Genomic DNA, 16476 nt, shown 5'->3' on the forward strand with positions numbered 1-16476 from the left:
GTCGTCCCTTGGGATTGGTGCGGGCTCTGGGCGTTCTGGGCTCAGCGGAGCTGGAAGAGATTCTCGGCGGTGGTCTGGAAGAAGGCCTTCAGCCCGGCGGTGCCGAGCGGGAGGTCGTCCTGGGCGGTGACCTCGTCCGGGGCGTACTGGTACGGGTAGTCCATGGCGTACAGCACCCGGCCGGCTCCGAGGACTTCGCGGCAGAACATGATCGCGGGGGCCCAGGGCATGCCGCTGGTGGTGACCCAGACGTTCTCCCGCAGGTAGTCGCTGACCTTGCGCTGGAGGGGCTTGATGACGGGGTAGCGCTTGGCGCGGACGGTGGCCTCGTGCATGTAGTCCAGGCGGTAGAGCCAGAACGGAAGGGCTTCGCCGAGGTGTCCGACGACGATCTTGAGGCGTGGGAAGCGGTCGAAGACGCCGGAAGTGATGATGCGCAGCAGGTGCATGCCGGTCTCGACGGCGAAGCCGTAGATCGCGCCGTCCAGACCCGCTTCCAGCAGTGGCCCGATCATCGCGGGGGAAGGCGTGTTGGGGTGGAGGTAGATCGGGGTGTCGTGGGCCTCGGCCGCCTCGAAGATGGGCCAGAACTTGGGGTCGTCCAAGTACTCGCCTCGGGTGTGCGAGTTGATGATGACGCCCTTCAGCCCCAGGTCACGATGGCCGCGTTCGATCTCGCGGGCGGCGTGCTCCGGGTCCTGTGGGGCGACGGCGGTGAGGCCGCTGAAGCGGTCGGGGTGGCTGCGGATCGCCTCGGCGAGCCGGTTGTTGGCGAGTTCGGCGATGGCGACCGCCTCGGACCGCGGCAGGATCTGCGTGCCGGGGGAGGTGAGCGAGATGACCTGGCGGTCGACGCCCGCGGCGTCCATGTCGGCCAGCCGTCGCTCGCCGAGGTCGGGGAGGCGTTCGAGGATGAAGTCGGTGCGTGCGCTTCGGTGGTTGACGTAGAAGCCCATCAGGCTGTCGAATCCCGGGTCGCCGTGATCGTTCCGCTTGATCATGTCCCGCCACAGATCGAGGAGTTCCGGCGGAGCGAACGCCTCCTCGGTGGCGATGCGTGCGTAGTCAGGCATGGTCGTCGGCTCCTTCCGCGGCGCGCAGCAGGGTGTTCCAGTGGTCGGTGCCGGGCAGCAGCGACGGGTCGTCGTAGGTGACCACGGCCTGCTGTTCCATGCACTCCAGGACGGAGGTCAGGCCGTGGGTGCGGCCGATGCCGCTGTGCTTGATGCCGCCGAACGGCACGGACATCGGCGAGGCGCCTACGCGGTGGACGTTGACGAAGGCGGTCCCGGCCTCCAGGCGGCGGGCCAGTGCCCAGGCGCGGTCGGTGTCGGCGGACCAGACGGACGCGGCCAGGCCGTAGTCGGTCGAGTTGGCCAGCCGGACGGCTTCCTCCTCGTCGTCGAAGGGCAGGATCGGCACGATGGGCCCGAACTGCTCCTCGGTGACCAGCGGCGCGTCGGGAGCGATGTCCGTGACGACGCTCGGGAGGATGAAGTAGCCCTCGTTCCAGCCGAAGGGGTCCAACTGCTCGCCGACGACGGTGACCTTGGCGCCGGCGGCCGCGGTGGCGTCGCGCAGGGCGAGCACGCGGTGGTACTGGGCACGGGTGGTGACCGGCCCGATGGTGGCCCGGGGGTCGCTGCCCTCGCCCACCCGGATCCGCGAGACCAACTCCGTGAACCCGTCGGTGAATTCGGCGAGGCGGCTGCGGTGGACGTAGATCCGCTTAACGTTGTAGCAGATCTGCCCGCTGAGGCCGAACACGCCGGCGACCAGCTCGCGGAGCATCGTCTCGTCGATGACCGCGTCATGCAGAACCAACGCCGGGTCGTTTCCGCCGAGTTCGAGCGTGACGTTCTTGATGGTCGGCGCGGCGGACGCCAGCACTCGGGACCCGGTCGCGACCGAGCCGGTGAACATCAGCCGCCGCACGGCGGGATGTTCGGACAGCGCGGCACCCGCGTCCGGGCCGAGCCCGGGTACGCGGCCGACGACTCCGGACGGGAGGGCGTCGGCGAGTACCGCGACGGCCCGGCTCAGGGCCAGCGGAGCCTCCTCCGGCGGCTTGACGATCACCGGGTTGCCCGCCATCAGGGCCGGGCCGATCGACATGAACGCCAGGAACACCGGGGTGTTCCACGGCGCGATGACCCCGACCGGGCCCATCGGCACATGCCGGGTCACCGCGCGGCCCGGCCAAGGGAGTTCGGCCGGTTCCTCGGCGGCGGCGATGTCCTCGGCCAGCCCCGCGAAGTACCGCAGCAGCCGGGGCGCGCCGCCCGCGTCGCCGTACGACTCGTGCAGCACCTTGCCCACCTCGCGGGTGAGCAGCGCGGCCAGCTCGGGAACCTCGGCCTCCAGCGCGTCGGCGGCCTTCACCAGGTACGCGGCACGCTCGGCCGGGCTCAGCGCGGCCCAGCCGGGGAAGGCGGACGCCGCCGCGCGGGCCGCGAGGTCGATCTCCCCGGCCCCGCCCAGGGCGAACTCGCCGACGACCTCGCTGATCCGCGCCGGATTGAGCACCGGCGCGAACCCGGTGGTGACCTCCTCGCCGCCGACCAGGACGGATGCGCGGGTCGCGCTCATGCGGTGCTCCTCACGGCGTATTCCTCGATGAACCGCAGCAGCGGCTCGCCGAGCGGGGCGTCGTCGACGCCGAGGGCGACGATCTCGGAGATGTGGTTGTGGCCCGTGACGTGCACGAAGGAGGAGACGAAGTCCCGTACCGCCTCGGCCTGGGCATGGAAGTCCGGGGGGTCGAGCTCGGCCACACAGGCCAGCAGCGGGATGGCGCAGTCACGCAGCCCGGGCAGCGCCTCGCGGGCGGGGAGTTCCGCGGGATCGGAGCCGTAGTAGGAGCGCAGCAGTTCGTTCTGCCGGAGCTCACGCAGGTCGTAGATGCCCGACAGCAGGCCGGCCGCGGCCACCCGGGGTCGCGTACCGCCGTGGCAGGCCAGGTATCCGGCCACGTGGGCGGCTCCCGCAGAGTGCCCGACGAGCACGATCCGCTCCGGATCGCCCCCGTGCTCCGCGATGTTCGCCCGCACCCAGGCCACCGCGTCGGCGACGTCCTGCGCCCCGGCGGGCCATCGGTGCTCCGGGGCGAGCCGGTAGTTCATGGTCACGGCGACGAGCCCGCGGTCCGCCGCCCAGCGGCCGATATGGCGGTAGAACGGGAAACCGGCGGTGTCCTTGTCCCCGGCGACGAAGCCGCCGCCGGGCGCGAACAGCAGCACCGGCGCGCCGGCCGGCGGCTCGAACGCCCGATGGACGTCGAGCCGCTGCCTCGGATGAGTGCCGTACGACTCGTCGGTGACGACCACCGGTGCCTCGTAGCCGCGTTCCCGGTGGTCTCGCGCGAACAATGCCCACATGCCCTGGATCAGCTCCGGGGTCACCTCGGCGGGCGTGCTCCGGATGACCGCCTCATGACGGGTGGTCACTTGCCCTCCAGGTCCTCGTCGGGCACCCAGTTGCCGTGGAAGCCCAGCGGTACGCGCTGCGGGATGTGGATGCGGGCGACCGGGCCGCCCGACAGGTCCTGGGAGTGCAGGATCAGGACCTCGGCGTTGCCGTTGGCGAGGTCGGAGACGTAGGTCATCAGCCAGCCGTCGTCCTCCGCCGAGTCGGCGGTCCGCGGCACGAAGACGGCCTCCATGCCGAAGCGGCCGGGTCCGTAGGTGTACGACTCGGAGGTGCCGCGCAGCAGGTCCTGTTTGAGCAGGGCACTGTCGGCGTTTTTGGCGCGCGAGGAGAAGTAGCCGTAGCGGTGTTCACCCACACCGATGAGCCGCTCGTCCAGGCGGGGCATCTCCTGCGGGGTGTCGTCGAGCCGCCTGACCGTGCAGCGACCGGTGGCCGGGTCGAGGAAGTAGCGGTCCAGTCGGGACGGTGTGTCTGTGGGACCGGTGGGGTCGGTGTGGAAGAGACGCTCGTTGCTGCACACGTCGACCGCGACCCGTCCGTCCGGCAGGTCGAAGGCGCCGAGGATGTGGAAGACGGCGGCCGGTTCCGTCTCGCACCACACGACCTGGTCGGCGCTGCCCTCCCGGGGCAGCAGGGCCCAGGCCGGACGGTGGTCGAAGTCCCACGCGTAGGGGAAGTCGTAGCCCTTCTCCAGCATGCCCGGATGGGCCTGGACGGGGCCGTTGTAGAAGACGCAGTAGCGCGAGCTGAGCGCCATGTCGTGGATGATCGGACGGCCTTCGAGCGGCACGTCCACCGTCCTGCGGACCCGGCCGGCGATGTCCAGCACCACGTACTGGGCGAAGTTCCAGTCCCAGCGGTAGGCCACACCGTGCAGTTCGCCGGTGGTGGCGTCGCGGTGCGGGTGACCGGTCCAGGCGCCGTTCCACGTGTTCTCGAAGTTGGAGCGGGCGATCGTCTCCAGCTCGTACGTCAGCTCATAGGGGAGCTGTCCGCCCTCCATGAACGCGAACGTGTGGCCGCCCTGGGAGAGGACGTTGGTGTTGGCCGTCTGCCGCACCACATAGGCCGGGCCCGGGGCGGGGGCCTCCGGGCCGGGGGTCTTCGGCCAGCCGCGGCTGGCGGTGACCTGGTCGTCGCGTACAAAGCGATTGCGGTACCACTCGGCACGACCGTCCCGGAGCCGGACCCCGTGCACCATGCCGTTGCCGGAGAACCAGTTGTACGTCACCGGGTCCTCGGGGTCGATCGGATTGGGGCCGACCCTCAGCAGGCGGCCGTTCAGCTCGGCCGGGATCGTGCCCGTCACCTTCAGGTCATGAACGGTGATCTCCTGGTCAACCGGGGCGAACGGCCCCTTCAGGAACTGGTTGCCTGGCTGCTGGGAGCCGGCCCCGGCGGTGGGGCGCTGCGGTTCGGTGCTCGTCATCAGGGGGATGCCTTCCGTACGTCTGCGGTGCGCTCCCGATCGTCGAGCCGGGTACCGGCCCGGTCACTGGGCCGGGAATCCAAAAACGCGAAGGCCCGTGTATGTTTCGTACAATCACGACTGTGTTGGTGGCCAAAGCGCAATTCCTGTCGGGGCTCGTCCTCGGGTTGTCCGCACCACCGGGCGACGAGCCTGCCTGCGACGCGGCGGTGACCGAGCCGGTGGTGGCGGAGCTCGGACCCGCACCGGTCCGGTGGGCGGTGGCACTGGCCCGCCAGGCGATGGGCGAGGTGCTCCCGAACATTCCCGAGGAGCGGCGCATGCCGCTCGCCTCCCGGCTGGCGCCCGCGATCGAGAACATGGTGCTGGAACTCCTGCTGACCCTCGGCGGCCGGGCCAGGACCTTCTCGCTCAACGCGGGCGAGGTGGCCATCACCGCCTACCTGGCGGGAGAGGGGATCTCCTACGAGAGGATCGTCGAAGGGCTGCGGATCGTACGGCGGGTGTGCACGGGGGCCCTGCTGGACGAGGCCGAGGCCCTGCTGCCGGCCTCGCGTCGCGCGCCGGTGACACGGGAACTGACCGAAGTGGTCAATGCCTTCTTCGACAAGACGACCGACGCGATCACCGTCGAGCACCTCGGCCAGAGCCGGCGGCTCCTCGCCCGCAGGCTGGCCGACCAGCGGGGTGTGATCCGCTCGCTGCTGGACGGCGAGAGCGTGGACGCCGCCGCGGCCGGCCGGGTCCTGGAGAAGGACCTGACGGCTCACCACCTGGGCCTGGTGGCCTGGCTCGGAAAGCCGGCGTCCCGGGCCGGTGCGCGCCCCGAGGACGCCCGGCACCTGCTCGAAAAAGGCCTGCATTCCGCCGCCGTGGCGCTGCATGCCGCCGACCTGCTCAGTGTCGAGGCGGACGCCACCACGCTCTGGGCGTGGGCCACTTCGCCCCGCCCGCTGGACGCCGGCGCGCTGACCATGGCGTGCGTCGACGGCGCTACCGGCGTCCGGCTCGCGGTCGGCCGCAGCGCCCGCGGCCCGGCCGGTTTCCGGCGCACACACCTCGCCGCGCTCGACGCCCGGCGCGCGGCCCTTCGGTCCCACCCATCCGAGCCGGTGACCCGTTACGACGAGGTGGCCCTGATCTCCCTTTCATCCACCGACTCCGAACGCGCCGCCTGGTTCGTCACGGAGGAGCTGGGCGCCCTCGCCGCCCCTGACCGCGCCACGGCCGACCTGCGCGCCACCCTGCTCGCCTACCTCGACCGGGGCAGCAGCCTCGTGCGGGCCGCCGAGGCGCTGCACGTCCACCGCAACACGGTGGTCTACCGGCTGCGCCGGGCCGAGGAACTGCTGGGACGGACGGCCGCCGAACGGACCCTGGAGACCCACCTCGCGCTGCGGCTGGCAGTGGCCGGACACCCATCCTGACAGGAGAGGCGACTGTACGATCGTAAAGCCAGAGTGCCGCGGAGTCCGAGCTGCAGCACATCCTGGCCCGGCACCTGGAGCGGTTGGATCTCGATGTCGACCTGTGGTCCATGAACCTGCCCGAGCTGCGTGCGCACCCCCGCTTCCCGGGCGGCGAAGCCCCGCGCACGGAGGCATGGGGCCTGGTGGGAGGCACGCAGCAGCAGGGCGACGGGCCGATCCTGGTTGTTCAGGGCCATGTCGACGTCGTCCCTCCCGGGGACTTGGCGCAATGGGAGGGAGACCCCTTCCGTCCTCGGGCCGGCGCAGACGTGGTGCATGGCCGGGGAGCGTGCGACATGAAGGCCGGCGTGGTGGCGATCCTCGCAGCCCTGGCCGCGATACGCAGCGTGGACGCGAAGCTGCGCGGCCAAGTGGCCACGCACTTCGTCGTCAGCGAGGAGGACGGAGGGCTAGGAGCGTTCGGCACCCTCGAACGAGGCCACACCGGTGCCGCCTGCATCATCACGGAACCGACCAGCGGCACCCTCATGACCGCGAACGCCGGCGCCCTGACTTTCCGCATCAAGGTACCCGGCCGCGCCACCCACGGCAGCACCCGGTACGCGGGCATGAGCGCCATCGACGCATACCTGCCCATCCACCGCGCGCTCGCCCGTCTCGAAGCCCGCCGCAACACCGGCACAGACCCCCTGATGACCGAATGCCCCATTGCCTACCCGCTGTCCGTGGGCACCGTCCGGGCCGGCGACTGGGCCAGCAGCGTGCCCGACCTGCTGGTGGCCGAGGGAAGACTGGGTGTCCAGCTGGGCGAGGATCCGGCCCAGGCGCGCACCGAACTGGAGGCGTGCGTGGCCGAAGCCTGCGCGGACGACCCGTGGCTGCGCTCTCACCCCGCCACGGTGACGTGGCCCGGAGGCCAGTTCGCCAGCGGACGGCTGCCCGCCGGACACCAGCTCGCAGCCCTGGTAGGCGACGCGCACGCCGACGTCACCGGCGGCCCGTGACCGCCGGAGCGAGGCGCCCCCTACGGCAGCGATCTGCGGTTGTACTCGGGGACGGGTATCCCCACGCTGCAGTACGGCCCCGGCGATGTACGCCTCGCGCACGGCCCGCAGGAACAGATCCACGTCAGCGACATCGTCACCGTCACCCGGGCACTGATGCTCGCCACACTGCGCGCAGTCGGCACCAAGTAGTACCACCGACACCGTCCCTTACCGCCTGCTCCCAGCCCATGACAGGCGGGTTCCGCCGACCGGGCGACCGGTGGAACCCAAGCGGCTTCTTCCGGGGGCACAGCCGCGTGAGGTCTCCGCACACGCGGAGATGTTGGCGGTCACGCCGAGACCGTCTACTCGGTGTCCGCAGTGGGCCATCTCAGCTCAGAACCATGATCAATCTCAGCACCAAGGCTGTACCGATGTTCTCCAAGGCCAGTCCCGTCAAAGAAGCGCTGCCTGAGACACCCTAGGTCTGAGACACCCGTACAGGTCACATAACACCATCGAAGACCTCGAATGGACGGTGAGCGCCTACACCCTCACTTTCGCGGTGCTGCTGATGTTCGGTGCCTCTCTGGGAGACCGTTTCGGGCGCCGCAGACTGTTCGTCCTCGGACTCGGGATCTTCACCGCAGCTTCGGCCGCCGCCGCGCTGGCTCCGGGCATGAGCGAGCTGATCGCCGCCCGCGCCGTGCAGGGTGTCGGCGCGGCGATCGTGACGCCGCTGTCACTCCTGCAAGGCCCGCCAGCCCCTGGACACCTACCTCCGTGAGCAATGCAGCACCACGCGCACCGCCGAGCGGCTCTTCACTCACCGCAACACCGTGCTGCGCGAGGTCGCCGTCGCGCTGCATCTCGTACAGGCGGTGGACGCCGGTGGTGGTCTCCTCGGTGACGCCGCGGATCTCCGAGGCGAGCTGGGTCCACTTCTGGGAGCCGTCGGTGATGGTGCGGTTCAGGAGTTCGAGGATGACGCGGTGCTCGTCGTTCTCGGCGGTGTCGACGGCGGGGACCTTGCCGGCCTTCTCGTACTCGACGCCCTTGTGGACGAGGAGGGTGGCGTCACCGCCGTCGTCGAGGATCATGTTGGGGCCGCCGGTGGGGCTGTTCGGCCAGGTCAGCGCCTGCTCCGTGCACCACCAGTACTCCTCCAGGGTCTCGCCCTTCCAGGCGAAGACCGGGACGCCCTGCGGGTTGTCGACAGTGCCGTTGGGGCCGACGGCGATGGCGGCGGCGGCGTGGTCCTGGGTGGAGAAGATGTTGCAGGAGGCCCAGCGGACCTCGGCGCCGAGGGCGACCAGGGTCTCGATGAGGACGGCGGTCTGCACGGTCATGTGCAGGGAGCCGGTGACGCGGGCGCCGGCGAGGGGCTGTGCCTCGGCGTACTCCTTGCGGATCGCCATCAGGCCGGGCATCTCGTGCTCGGCGAGGGTGATCTCCTTGCGGCCGAAGTCGGCCAGGGAGAGGTCGGCGACCTTGAAGTCCTGTCGGTTCTCGACAGTCGTCATTGCGAGCTGCTCCTCGGTGTCGGGTCGAGGGTGGGTAGGGCTGGTCTGCGCGGCGGCGGACACAGGGGTGCCGAAGAGGACACAGGCATGCCCGCGTGCGCGCAGCGCAGTCCGTCGGAGGCCCTCTCTCCCTCGGTCGGTCCTCGTTGGGACCGCCCGACCGCCATCAGCAGCGACGTCTGGCTCCGTCCCAAGCTACACCGGTCGGCCCTCGCGGCCCCAGTCCGCCTCCGTACAGATCAAGCCGAACGCGGCCCGGGTGTGGCGGTGGTCAGTGGTCGGCGGTGGGGGTCGGGCCACCGGGGGTGGCGTCGCGGTCGGGGCCCTTGGCCGCCTCGGCCTCGCTGTAGATGTCGGGTTCGAGGTAGATGACGCGGGCGATGGGGACGGCTTCGCGGATGCGGGCCTCGGCGGCGTTGATGGCGTTCGCAATCTCGGTGGCGGTGTTGTCGTGCTGGACGGCGATCTTGGCGGCGACGAGGAGTTCCTCGGGGCCGAGGTGGAGGGTGCGCATGTGGATGACGCGGGTGACGGTGTCGCCGTCGACGACGGCCGCCGCGATCTTCTCGACGTCTTCGGAGCCTGCGGCCTCGCCGAGGAGCAGGGACTTGGTCTCGGCGGCGAGGACGATCGCGATGAGGATGAGCAGGACGCCGATGCAGAGGGTGCCGATGCCGTCCCAGACGCCGTCGCCGGTGATGAGGGCGAGGCCGACACCGCCGAGGGCGAGGATCAGGCCGACGAGGGCGCCGAGGTCTTCGAGGAGGACGACGGGCAGCTCGGGAGCCTTGGCGTGGCGGACGAACTCCGTCCAGGACTTCTTGCCGCGCAGGACGTTGGATTCCTTGATGGCGGTGCGGAAGGAGAACGTCTCGGCGATGATCGCGAAGACGAGGACGCCGACCGGCCAGTACCAGGCCTCGATCTCGTGTGGGTGCTTGATCTTCTCGTAGCCCTCGTAGAGGGCGAACATGCCGCCGACCGAGAAGAGGACGATGGAGACGAGGAAGGCGTAGATGTAGCGCTCGCGGCCGTAGCCGAAGGGGTGTTGGGGGGTTGCCTCGCGCTGGGCCTTCTTGCCGCCGAGGAGGAGCAGGGCCTGGTTGCCGGAGTCGGCGAGCGAGTGCACGGACTCGGCGAGCATCGACGACGAGTGGCTGAAGAGGAATGCCACGAACTTCGCTGCCGCGATCGCGAGGTTGGCGGCGAGTGCCGCCACGATCGCCTTGGTGCCGCCTGACGCGCTCATGTGTTCGGGGTGTCCCTTCGCCTACGCATGTGTCCTGGGCGTGGGCATGTGCTTCGGCCCACGCGGCTGTCCGTCACCGGCCGGGCTTTGCCCGCCTTTTGCAGGGGGCATTGTTGCAGCCCGGTCCGGTGTGGGTGCGACAGGCTGTGGATGAGGTGCCGACCGGTTGCGGATCGGGCGGCGTCTGCCCCTGGTTGAGGCGGTGTTCAGGCGATGACGGTGGCGCGGAACACGGTGCCCGGGCCGGTCGCCTCGGCTTTTTCGCCCGCCGGTACGAAGACGGACTCGCCGGGGGCGAGCGTGTGTTCGCCGGCGTGTACGGAACCGGCCGTGCAGAGCAGGATCTGTGGGGTGGCACGGGTGAGGTCGTGCGGGGCGGTGGCCTCGGGGAGGACGTAGCGGGAGAGGCGGAACTCGTCGATGGGGGTCTCGTAGATCTCCTCGCCGTCGGGGGTGGCCTCGGGGCGCAGGACGCCGGCGTCGGTCGCCTCGAAGCGGACGATGCGCAGGAGTTCGGGGACGTCGACGTGCTTGGGGGTGAGGCCGCAGCGCAGGACGTTGTCGGAGTTGGCCATGATCTCGACGCCGAGGCCGTTGAGGTACGCGTGCGGGATGCCGGCGCCGAGGTACAGGGCCTCGCCGGGCTGGAGGCGGACGTGGTTGAGCAGCATGGCGGCGATGACGCCGGGGTCGCCCGGGTAGTGGTGGGCGAGGTCGGCGTACGGGGCGTGGTCGCCGCCGAGGCGGGCGCAGGCGGCCGCGGCCTCGGTGACCGTCCGGGCCATCTCTTCCGGGTCGGCGCTCAGGACGGCCGTCAACACCTCGCGCAGGGCGGCCTCTTCGGGGTGGGCGTGCAGGAGGTCGACGTACGGCTTGAGGGAGTCGACGTCGAGGGCGGCGAGCAGGTCGGCGGAGTTGAGTGGGTCGCGGAAGCCACAGAGGCCGTCGAACTCGGTGAGGGCGCAGATGAGTTCGGGCTTGTGGTTGGCGTCCTTGTAGTTGCGGTGGCCCGCGTCGATCGGGACGCCGCGACGCTCCTCGTCCTCGTAGCCCTCCCTGGCCTGTTCGAGGTCGGGGTGGACCTGGAGGGAGAGGGGGGCGCCGGCGGCGAGGATCTTCAGGAGGAAGGGGAGTCGGGGGCCGAACTTGGCGACCGTTTGAGATCCCAGCTCACGTTCCGGTGCCTCGTCGATCACCTCGGTGAGGGGCCCGCGTTCGGTGCGCGAGGGGGCGCCGGGGTGGGCTCCCATCCACATCTCCGCCTGCGGCTCGCCGGTGGGTGCCACGCCGAGGAGGTGTGGGATGGCGGTGGTCGAGCCCCAGGCGTAGGGGCGGATGGTGTTGTCGAGGCGGTCCATGGTGTGCGTTTCTCCGTATGTGGGGAGCCGGGCGGGACCCCTGGTCGGGGTCGGGGCTCCGTTCGAGGGTCGGGGCTCCGGTCAGGATCGGGCCTCGGTAAAGATCAGGCTCCGGAAGCGAGCGACAGGTAAACGGCGGCGAAATCCGTGATGGCGATCATCTCCGCGAGGGTCTCCAGGTCGCTGCCCTCCTCGGGTTCCAGCTCGCTGATCGCGGTGTCGTGGCCGAGGGCGAGTTCGCGGGCTGCCGGGACCGCGCTCAGGCCGTTGGACGGGCTGTCGCGGAGGAGCACCACGCGTGCGTGCAGGGCGGGCAGCTCCTCCACGCGGTCCCGGAAGAAGTCGTCGGGGTCGGCGCTCGCGGCGAGGGGGCCGGACAGCAGCACGGTGTGCGAGGCGAGGGCTTCGGGGAGCTGGGCGGCGAGGGCGGGGCGGCCGGCCAGTTCGGCGAGCGCGGAGGCGAAGCGGCGGCCCACGGGGCCTGCGGCCTGCCCTTCGGTCCAGAGCAGCGGGAGCGCGTCGGCGAGCTCGGCGGCGAGCGTCTTGGCGGGGTTGCTGTAGGTGGCGATGGCCGGGCCGCAGCGCTCGGCGACCTGGTCGAGGCGGTCGGCGACCTTGTGCAGGGCGTCCGGCGGGGCGGTGACCAGGCCGGTGCGGTCCAGGAGGGCGAGCATCGGGGTGAGCAGGGCCCACAGGATGCCGGGGGCGGAGGCGCCGAGGGGTACTTCTTGCTCGTACGGGGCGGTCGCCATCGGTACGAAGAGGCCGTGGGCGCTTGCCAGTGCCTCGGCCACGGGGGTGTGGGGCGGGGCGACGGCGACGACCGTGCAGCCTCGGCGGTAGGCCTGCTCGACGAGGATCGCGAGGCCGGGTTCGGTGCCGTCGGCGGTGGCGATCAGGAGGAGGTCGACCGGGCCGGCCCAGCCGGGGAGGTCCCAGCGCAGGGCGCCCGCGGCGGGGGCCACGCCGGTGGGGTGGAGGCGGGTGAGGGGGCAGCTGGAGCCCGCGAGGGCGCCCAGCAGGTCGGCGACGCCCGCCGAGGCCATGCCGGGGCCCGCGATCAGCAGGGCGCGGGGGCGGCCGTCGGGTTTCAGGTCGGGGATGCCGGCCTCGGTGCCGAGGCGGATGGCCGTGCGGACCCGGGCGCCGGCCTCGGCGGCGCCGCGGAGCAGGCCGCGGCGGTCTGCCTCCGACAGGGCGTCGGGGGTGTCTAGCAGCGAGTCGTCGAGCATGGGCGGCAGCCTCCGATCGCCGGGTTGCCCGTTTCGCCGGGTTTTCCCTATCCGTACCTGTACCCGTGCTGGGCGTTTGTCTGCGCCTGTACGTGGTTACGCCGTGCGTGGGCCTTCCGCGCGTGGGTTACGCCGGGCGGCGGGCCTCGTCGACGAGGAGTACGGGGATGCCGTCCCGGATGGGGTAGGCGAGGCCGCAGTCCTGACTCGTGCAGGTCAGCTCGGTGTCCTCCTCGGTGAGGGGGGCGTGGCACGCCGGACAGGCGAGGATCTCCAGGAGGCCGGCTTCGAGCGGCATGTCGGGGTCCCTTCGGGGCGGGGTTGTGCGGTGCGGTGCGGCCTGGTCAGAGTACCGCCGTGCGGGGGTTGGCGCCGGGGTTGGACTGGGCCTTTGGGGGTGGGCGGGCGCGGGATGGTTTCGCCCCCGCCGCCCTTACCCGTCCCTCCCCCACTCTCGGCTTCGCTCGAGCGGGGGGACCCCCATCCAAGGGCTGCCGCCCCTTCGCCCCCGCCACGCCTCAGAGCTCGGGTTGTGAGGTTGTTTCGCGGGTGCGGGTGAGTGGGGGTTGATCGCGCCCACGCGGCGGAGCCGCACATCGATACAGCCCCGCGCCCCTTACAGGGCCTGCGGCCCTTCAGGGGAGCGGGCCCCTTCTGCTCTCAAGCCCCGTCCTGGTTCAGCCCCTGATGATCGCCAGTACCTCGTCCCGGACCTTTGCCATCGTCGTTTCGTCGCGGGCCTCCGCGTTCAGGCGGAGGAGGGGTTCCGTGTTGGACGGGCGGACGTTGAACCACCAGTCGGCGGACGAGACGGTGAGGCCGTCCAGGTCGTCCAGCTCCACGCCCTCCCGGTCCTGGTACGCCGCCTTGATCGCCTCCAGGCGGCCTGCCTGGTCGGCGACCGTGGAGTTGATCTCGCCCGAGCCGGCGTAGCGGTCGTACTGGGCGACGAGGCCGGAGAGGGGGCCGTCCTGGCCGCCGAGGGCGGCGAGGACGTGGAGGGCGGCCAGCATGCCCGTGTCGGCGTTCCAGAAGTCGGCGAAGTAGTAGTGGGCGGAGTGCTCGCCGCCGAAGATCGCGCCGGTCCTGGCCATCTCGGCCTTGATGAAGGAGTGGCCGACGCGGGTGCGTACCGGCGTGCCGCCGTTCTCCTTCACCACCTCGGGGACGGACCAGGAGGTGATCAGGTTGTGGATGATCGTGCCCTTGCCGCCGTGCTTGGCGAGCTCTCGGGAGGCGACCAGGGCGGTGATCGCGGACGGGGAGACCGGGTTGCCCTGCTGGTCGACGACGAAGCAGCGGTCGGCGTCGCCGTCGAAGGCGATGCCGAGGTCGGCGCCCTCCTCGCGGACGCGCTTCTGGAGGTCGACGATGTTCGCCGGGTCGAGGGGGTTGGCCTCGTGGTTCGGGAAGGTGCCGTCCAGCTCGAAGTACATGGGGACCAGGTCCAGCGGCAGGCCGGCGAAGACCGTGGGCACCGTGTGGCCGCCCATGCCGTTGCCCGCGTCGACGACGACCTTCAGGGGACGGATGGAGGTCAGGTCGACGAGGCCGCGGAGGTGCGCCGCGTAATCCTCCAACGTGTCCCGCTGGGTGATCGTTCCCGGCGTCGCGGCCGGCTCGGGGGCGCCCGACTCGCTCCAGCCCTCGACCAGTTCGCGGATCTCGGCGAGGCCCGTGTCCTGGCCGACGGGGGCGGCGCCCGCGCGGCACATCTTGATGCCGTTGTACTGGGCGGGGTTGTGGGAGGCCGTGAACATCGCGCCGGGCAGGTTCAGCGCGCCCGACGCGTAGTACAGCTGGTCCGTCGAGCACAGGCCGATCTCGGTGACGTCCACCCCGCGGGCCGCCGCCCCGCGCGCGAAGGCACGCGACAGGCCGGGCGAGGAGGGCCGCATGTCGTGCCCGATCACGATGGCGTCCGCGCCGGTCACCTGGGCGAAGGCCGCCCCGAAGAGTTCGGCCAGGGATTCGTCCCACTGGTCCGGGACCACCCCGCGTACGTCGTACGCCTTGACGATCGTCGACAGATCAGCAGTCACGGCCAACCCTCCTGAAGTCCTCACTGGTCACCCCAAACTACCCGCCCGAAGTGACAATCAGCTGTGCGGCCTCCGAGGACACCGCAAAGCTTCGCGGGAGCCGCTCACGGAAGCATCCACTCCAGGACGGGTGCGCTCTGTCCCACCACGATCAGGCACATCACCAGCAACAGCCCGAGACTCCATGGCAGCACCTTGCGCAGCAGGTCGCCCTCGCGGCCGGAGAGGCCTACGGCCGCGCAGGCGATGGTCAGGTTCTGCGGGGAGATCATCTTGCCTAGGACGCCGCCGGAGCTGTTGGCGGCGGCGAGCAGTTCGGGTGACAGGCCCGACTCGCGGGCCGCGCTCACCTGGAGGGCCCCGAAGAGGGCGTTGGCGGAGGTGTCGGAGCCGGAGACCGCGACGCCGAACCAGCCGAGGACCGGGGACAGGAAGGCGAGCCCGGCGCCGGCGGCCGCCACGAAGTGGCCGATGGTGGCGGCCTGTCCGGAAGGGTTCATGACGTAGGCGAGGGCCAGGACGGAGGTCACGGTGAGGATCGCGAACCGAAGTTCGTGGACCGTCGCGGCCCACTCCCTGAGGGTCCACGCGCGCGTGGACCCTCAGTACGAGCGCCGTGCAGAGGCCAGGGAGCAGCACCAAAGTGCCGCCGATGGACACGATCGGCCAGTTGGACCCTCCCCCACCCAAGACAAGGGGATTCCTGGCTCAGGAAGCCCACAGACCAGCGGTCTGAAAGGTCTTACTCCCTCAACACCAGCCGGGACGGAACCTGCCCGGTTTGTTGAGCAAAGCTCGGCAGTGCCGTCTTGGTTCCCGATCGTCACCGTGTGCGCGCTTGGTTCTCGCAACGCACGGCAGGCACCCTACCTGATCGCACGGCGGCCTTTCGCCTTGGACGAGGGCGCCGGCGCCGAGCAAGGCGGCGCCGATGTCGGCGAGTTGGCGGAGACGTAGTTGGAGGCGACGAACTGGCCGACGGCGAAGGCGAATCCGCACACCACGGCGGGCACCCAGGTCTCGCGCAGCCCGCGCCGTCCGTCGACCAGGGCGACGAGGACGAGCGGCACGACGAGTGCGAGCAGCGGTGTCTGGCGGCCGACCACGGACGCGACGGTGTCCAGGGGGAGTTCGGTGACCTGGGCGAGCGTCACGACGGGTGTGCCCATGGCGCCGAAGGCGACGGGCGCGGTGTTGGCGACCAGGGCGACCACGGCGGCCTTCACCGGTTCGAAGCCGAGGGCGACGAGCATGACCGCGCAGATGGCGACCGGTGCGCCGAAGCCGGCGAGGGCCTCCAGGAGCGCGCCGAAGCAGAACGCGACGACGAGTGCCTGGATGCGTGGGTCGTCGGAGAGCCGTCCGAAGGAGCGGCGCAGGATGTCGAAGTGCCGGGTGTGGACGGTCATCCGGTACACCCACAGGGCGTTGACGACGATCCACATGATCGGGAAGAGGCCGAACACGGCCCCCTGGGCGGCGCTGGAGAGCGTCTGACCGAGTGGCATGCCGCAGGCGAGCCAGGCGACGAGAACGGCCGCCAGAAGGCCGATCAGCCCCGCGAGGTGCGCCTTCAGACGCACGCCGCCGAGCAGGATCAGGACGATGACGAGGGGCAGGGTCGCGACGAGGGCGGACAGGCTGAGCGAGCCGGCCACGGGTTCCAGTACCTGGACGCACACGGGCACCTCCCCGGATTCCGCGATGCGGAAAGCGGTTTCTCACGGGTACCCGGAATGGTCGTGTCCGCAACAACATCGCGCCAACAGGCGTGCGTCACCGACCAGGGCGACGAGGA

Annotated in this window: 10 protein-coding genes and 5 pseudogenes; 3 read left to right on the forward strand and 12 right to left on the reverse strand. The window is 70.8% G+C overall.

Going from position 1 to position 16476, the window contains the following annotated elements:
- Window positions 1-41: 41 nt before the first annotated feature.
- The 4 genes from CES90_RS31050 to CES90_RS31065 are packed head-to-tail and all read right to left on the reverse strand — an operon-like array spanning window position 42 to window position 4858.
- Entirely contained in the window at window positions 42-1073 is a 1032-nt protein-coding gene (locus tag CES90_RS31050) for an amidohydrolase family protein (RefSeq protein ID WP_189786279.1), read from the reverse strand.
- Entirely contained in the window at window positions 1066-2589 is a 1524-nt protein-coding gene (locus CES90_RS31055; RefSeq protein WP_189786280.1) for an aldehyde dehydrogenase family protein, read from the reverse strand. Before CES90_RS31055 ends, CES90_RS31050 begins: the two co-directional genes overlap by 8 nt.
- Window positions 2586-3446, reverse strand: coding sequence for an alpha/beta hydrolase (locus CES90_RS31060; protein WP_189786281.1), 861 nt, complete (start codon window positions 3444-3446; stop codon window positions 2586-2588). The genes CES90_RS31055 and CES90_RS31060 overlap by 4 nt, the downstream gene beginning before the upstream one ends.
- On the reverse strand, window positions 3443-4858 hold the full coding sequence (locus CES90_RS31065) for a carotenoid oxygenase family protein (RefSeq protein WP_099970528.1): 1416 nt from the start codon (window positions 4856-4858) through the stop codon (window positions 3443-3445). Before CES90_RS31065 ends, CES90_RS31060 begins: the two co-directional genes overlap by 4 nt.
- 128 nt (window positions 4859-4986) lie before the next feature.
- Here CES90_RS31065 and CES90_RS31070 point away from each other — a divergent pair, with 128 nt between their 5' ends.
- The 3 genes and pseudogenes from CES90_RS31070 to CES90_RS31080 form a co-directional block, all read left to right on the forward strand.
- Window positions 4987-6285: a PucR family transcriptional regulator gene (locus CES90_RS31070; RefSeq protein ID WP_189786282.1), complete on the forward strand. Its 1299-nt coding sequence runs from the start codon at window positions 4987-4989 to the stop codon at window positions 6283-6285.
- Window positions 6286-6317: 32 nt separating this feature from the next.
- Window positions 6318-7484, forward strand: a pseudogene (locus CES90_RS31075) (ArgE/DapE family deacylase); the annotation flags it as partial.
- Window positions 7485-7791: 307 nt separating this feature from the next.
- A pseudogene (locus CES90_RS31080) lies at window positions 7792-8022 on the forward strand (MFS transporter); the annotation flags it as partial.
- Window positions 8023-8095: 73 nt separating this feature from the next.
- Here CES90_RS31080 and CES90_RS31085 read toward each other — a convergent pair.
- The 8 genes and pseudogenes from CES90_RS31085 to CES90_RS52075 all read right to left on the reverse strand — a co-directional run.
- Window positions 8096-8797 (reverse strand): annotated as a pseudogene (locus CES90_RS31085) (adenosylhomocysteinase); the annotation flags it as partial.
- A 271-nt stretch (window positions 8798-9068) separates the two neighbouring features.
- Window positions 9069-10046: a cation diffusion facilitator family transporter gene (locus tag CES90_RS31090; protein WP_189782685.1), complete on the reverse strand. Its 978-nt coding sequence runs from the start codon at window positions 10044-10046 to the stop codon at window positions 9069-9071.
- A gap of 206 nt (window positions 10047-10252) precedes the next feature.
- On the reverse strand, window positions 10253-11404 hold the full coding sequence (gene manA, locus CES90_RS31095) for a mannose-6-phosphate isomerase, class I (protein WP_189782686.1): 1152 nt from the start codon (window positions 11402-11404) through the stop codon (window positions 10253-10255).
- A gap of 104 nt (window positions 11405-11508) precedes the next feature.
- Window positions 11509-12636: an SIS domain-containing protein gene (locus CES90_RS31100; RefSeq protein ID WP_189782687.1), complete on the reverse strand. Its 1128-nt coding sequence runs from the start codon at window positions 12634-12636 to the stop codon at window positions 11509-11511.
- A gap of 127 nt (window positions 12637-12763) precedes the next feature.
- On the reverse strand, window positions 12764-12934 hold the full coding sequence (locus CES90_RS31105; RefSeq protein ID WP_005485663.1) for a Trm112 family protein: 171 nt from the start codon (window positions 12932-12934) through the stop codon (window positions 12764-12766).
- 379 nt (window positions 12935-13313) lie between these two features.
- Window positions 13314-14678, reverse strand: coding sequence for a phosphomannomutase/phosphoglucomutase (locus CES90_RS31110; RefSeq protein ID WP_189782688.1), 1365 nt, complete (start codon window positions 14676-14678; stop codon window positions 13314-13316).
- A 104-nt stretch (window positions 14679-14782) separates the two neighbouring features.
- A pseudogene (locus tag CES90_RS52070) lies at window positions 14783-15356 on the reverse strand (L-lactate permease); the annotation flags it as partial.
- A 219-nt stretch (window positions 15357-15575) separates the two neighbouring features.
- Window positions 15576-16360: pseudogene (locus CES90_RS52075) on the reverse strand (L-lactate permease); the annotation flags it as partial.
- Between the last annotated feature and the right edge of the window lie 116 nt (window positions 16361-16476).

Origin of the sequence: Streptomyces capitiformicae (genome assembly GCF_002214185.1) — a bacterium.
In the GTDB taxonomy this organism is placed as follows: Bacteria; Actinomycetota; Actinomycetes; order Streptomycetales; family Streptomycetaceae; genus Streptomyces; species Streptomyces capitiformicae.

Coding starts and splice junctions, on each gene's coding strand:
- CES90_RS31050 (WP_189786279.1), bottom strand. CDS start 1,073: ATGCCTGACTACGCACGCATCGCCACCGAGGAGGCGTTCGCTCCGCCG.
- CES90_RS31055 (WP_189786280.1), bottom strand. CDS start 2,589: ATGAGCGCGACCCGCGCATCCGTCCTGGTCGGCGGCGAGGAGGTCACC.
- CES90_RS31065 (WP_099970528.1), bottom strand. CDS start 4,858: ATGACGAGCACCGAACCGCAGCGCCCCACCGCCGGGGCCGGCTCCCAG.
- CES90_RS31090 (WP_189782685.1), bottom strand. CDS start 10,046: ATGAGCGCGTCAGGCGGCACCAAGGCGATCGTGGCGGCACTCGCCGCC.
- manA (WP_189782686.1), bottom strand. CDS start 11,404: ATGGACCGCCTCGACAACACCATCCGCCCCTACGCCTGGGGCTCGACC.
- CES90_RS31100 (WP_189782687.1), bottom strand. CDS start 12,636: ATGCTCGACGACTCGCTGCTAGACACCCCCGACGCCCTGTCGGAGGCA.
- CES90_RS31105 (WP_005485663.1), bottom strand. CDS start 12,934: ATGCCGCTCGAAGCCGGCCTCCTGGAGATCCTCGCCTGTCCGGCGTGC.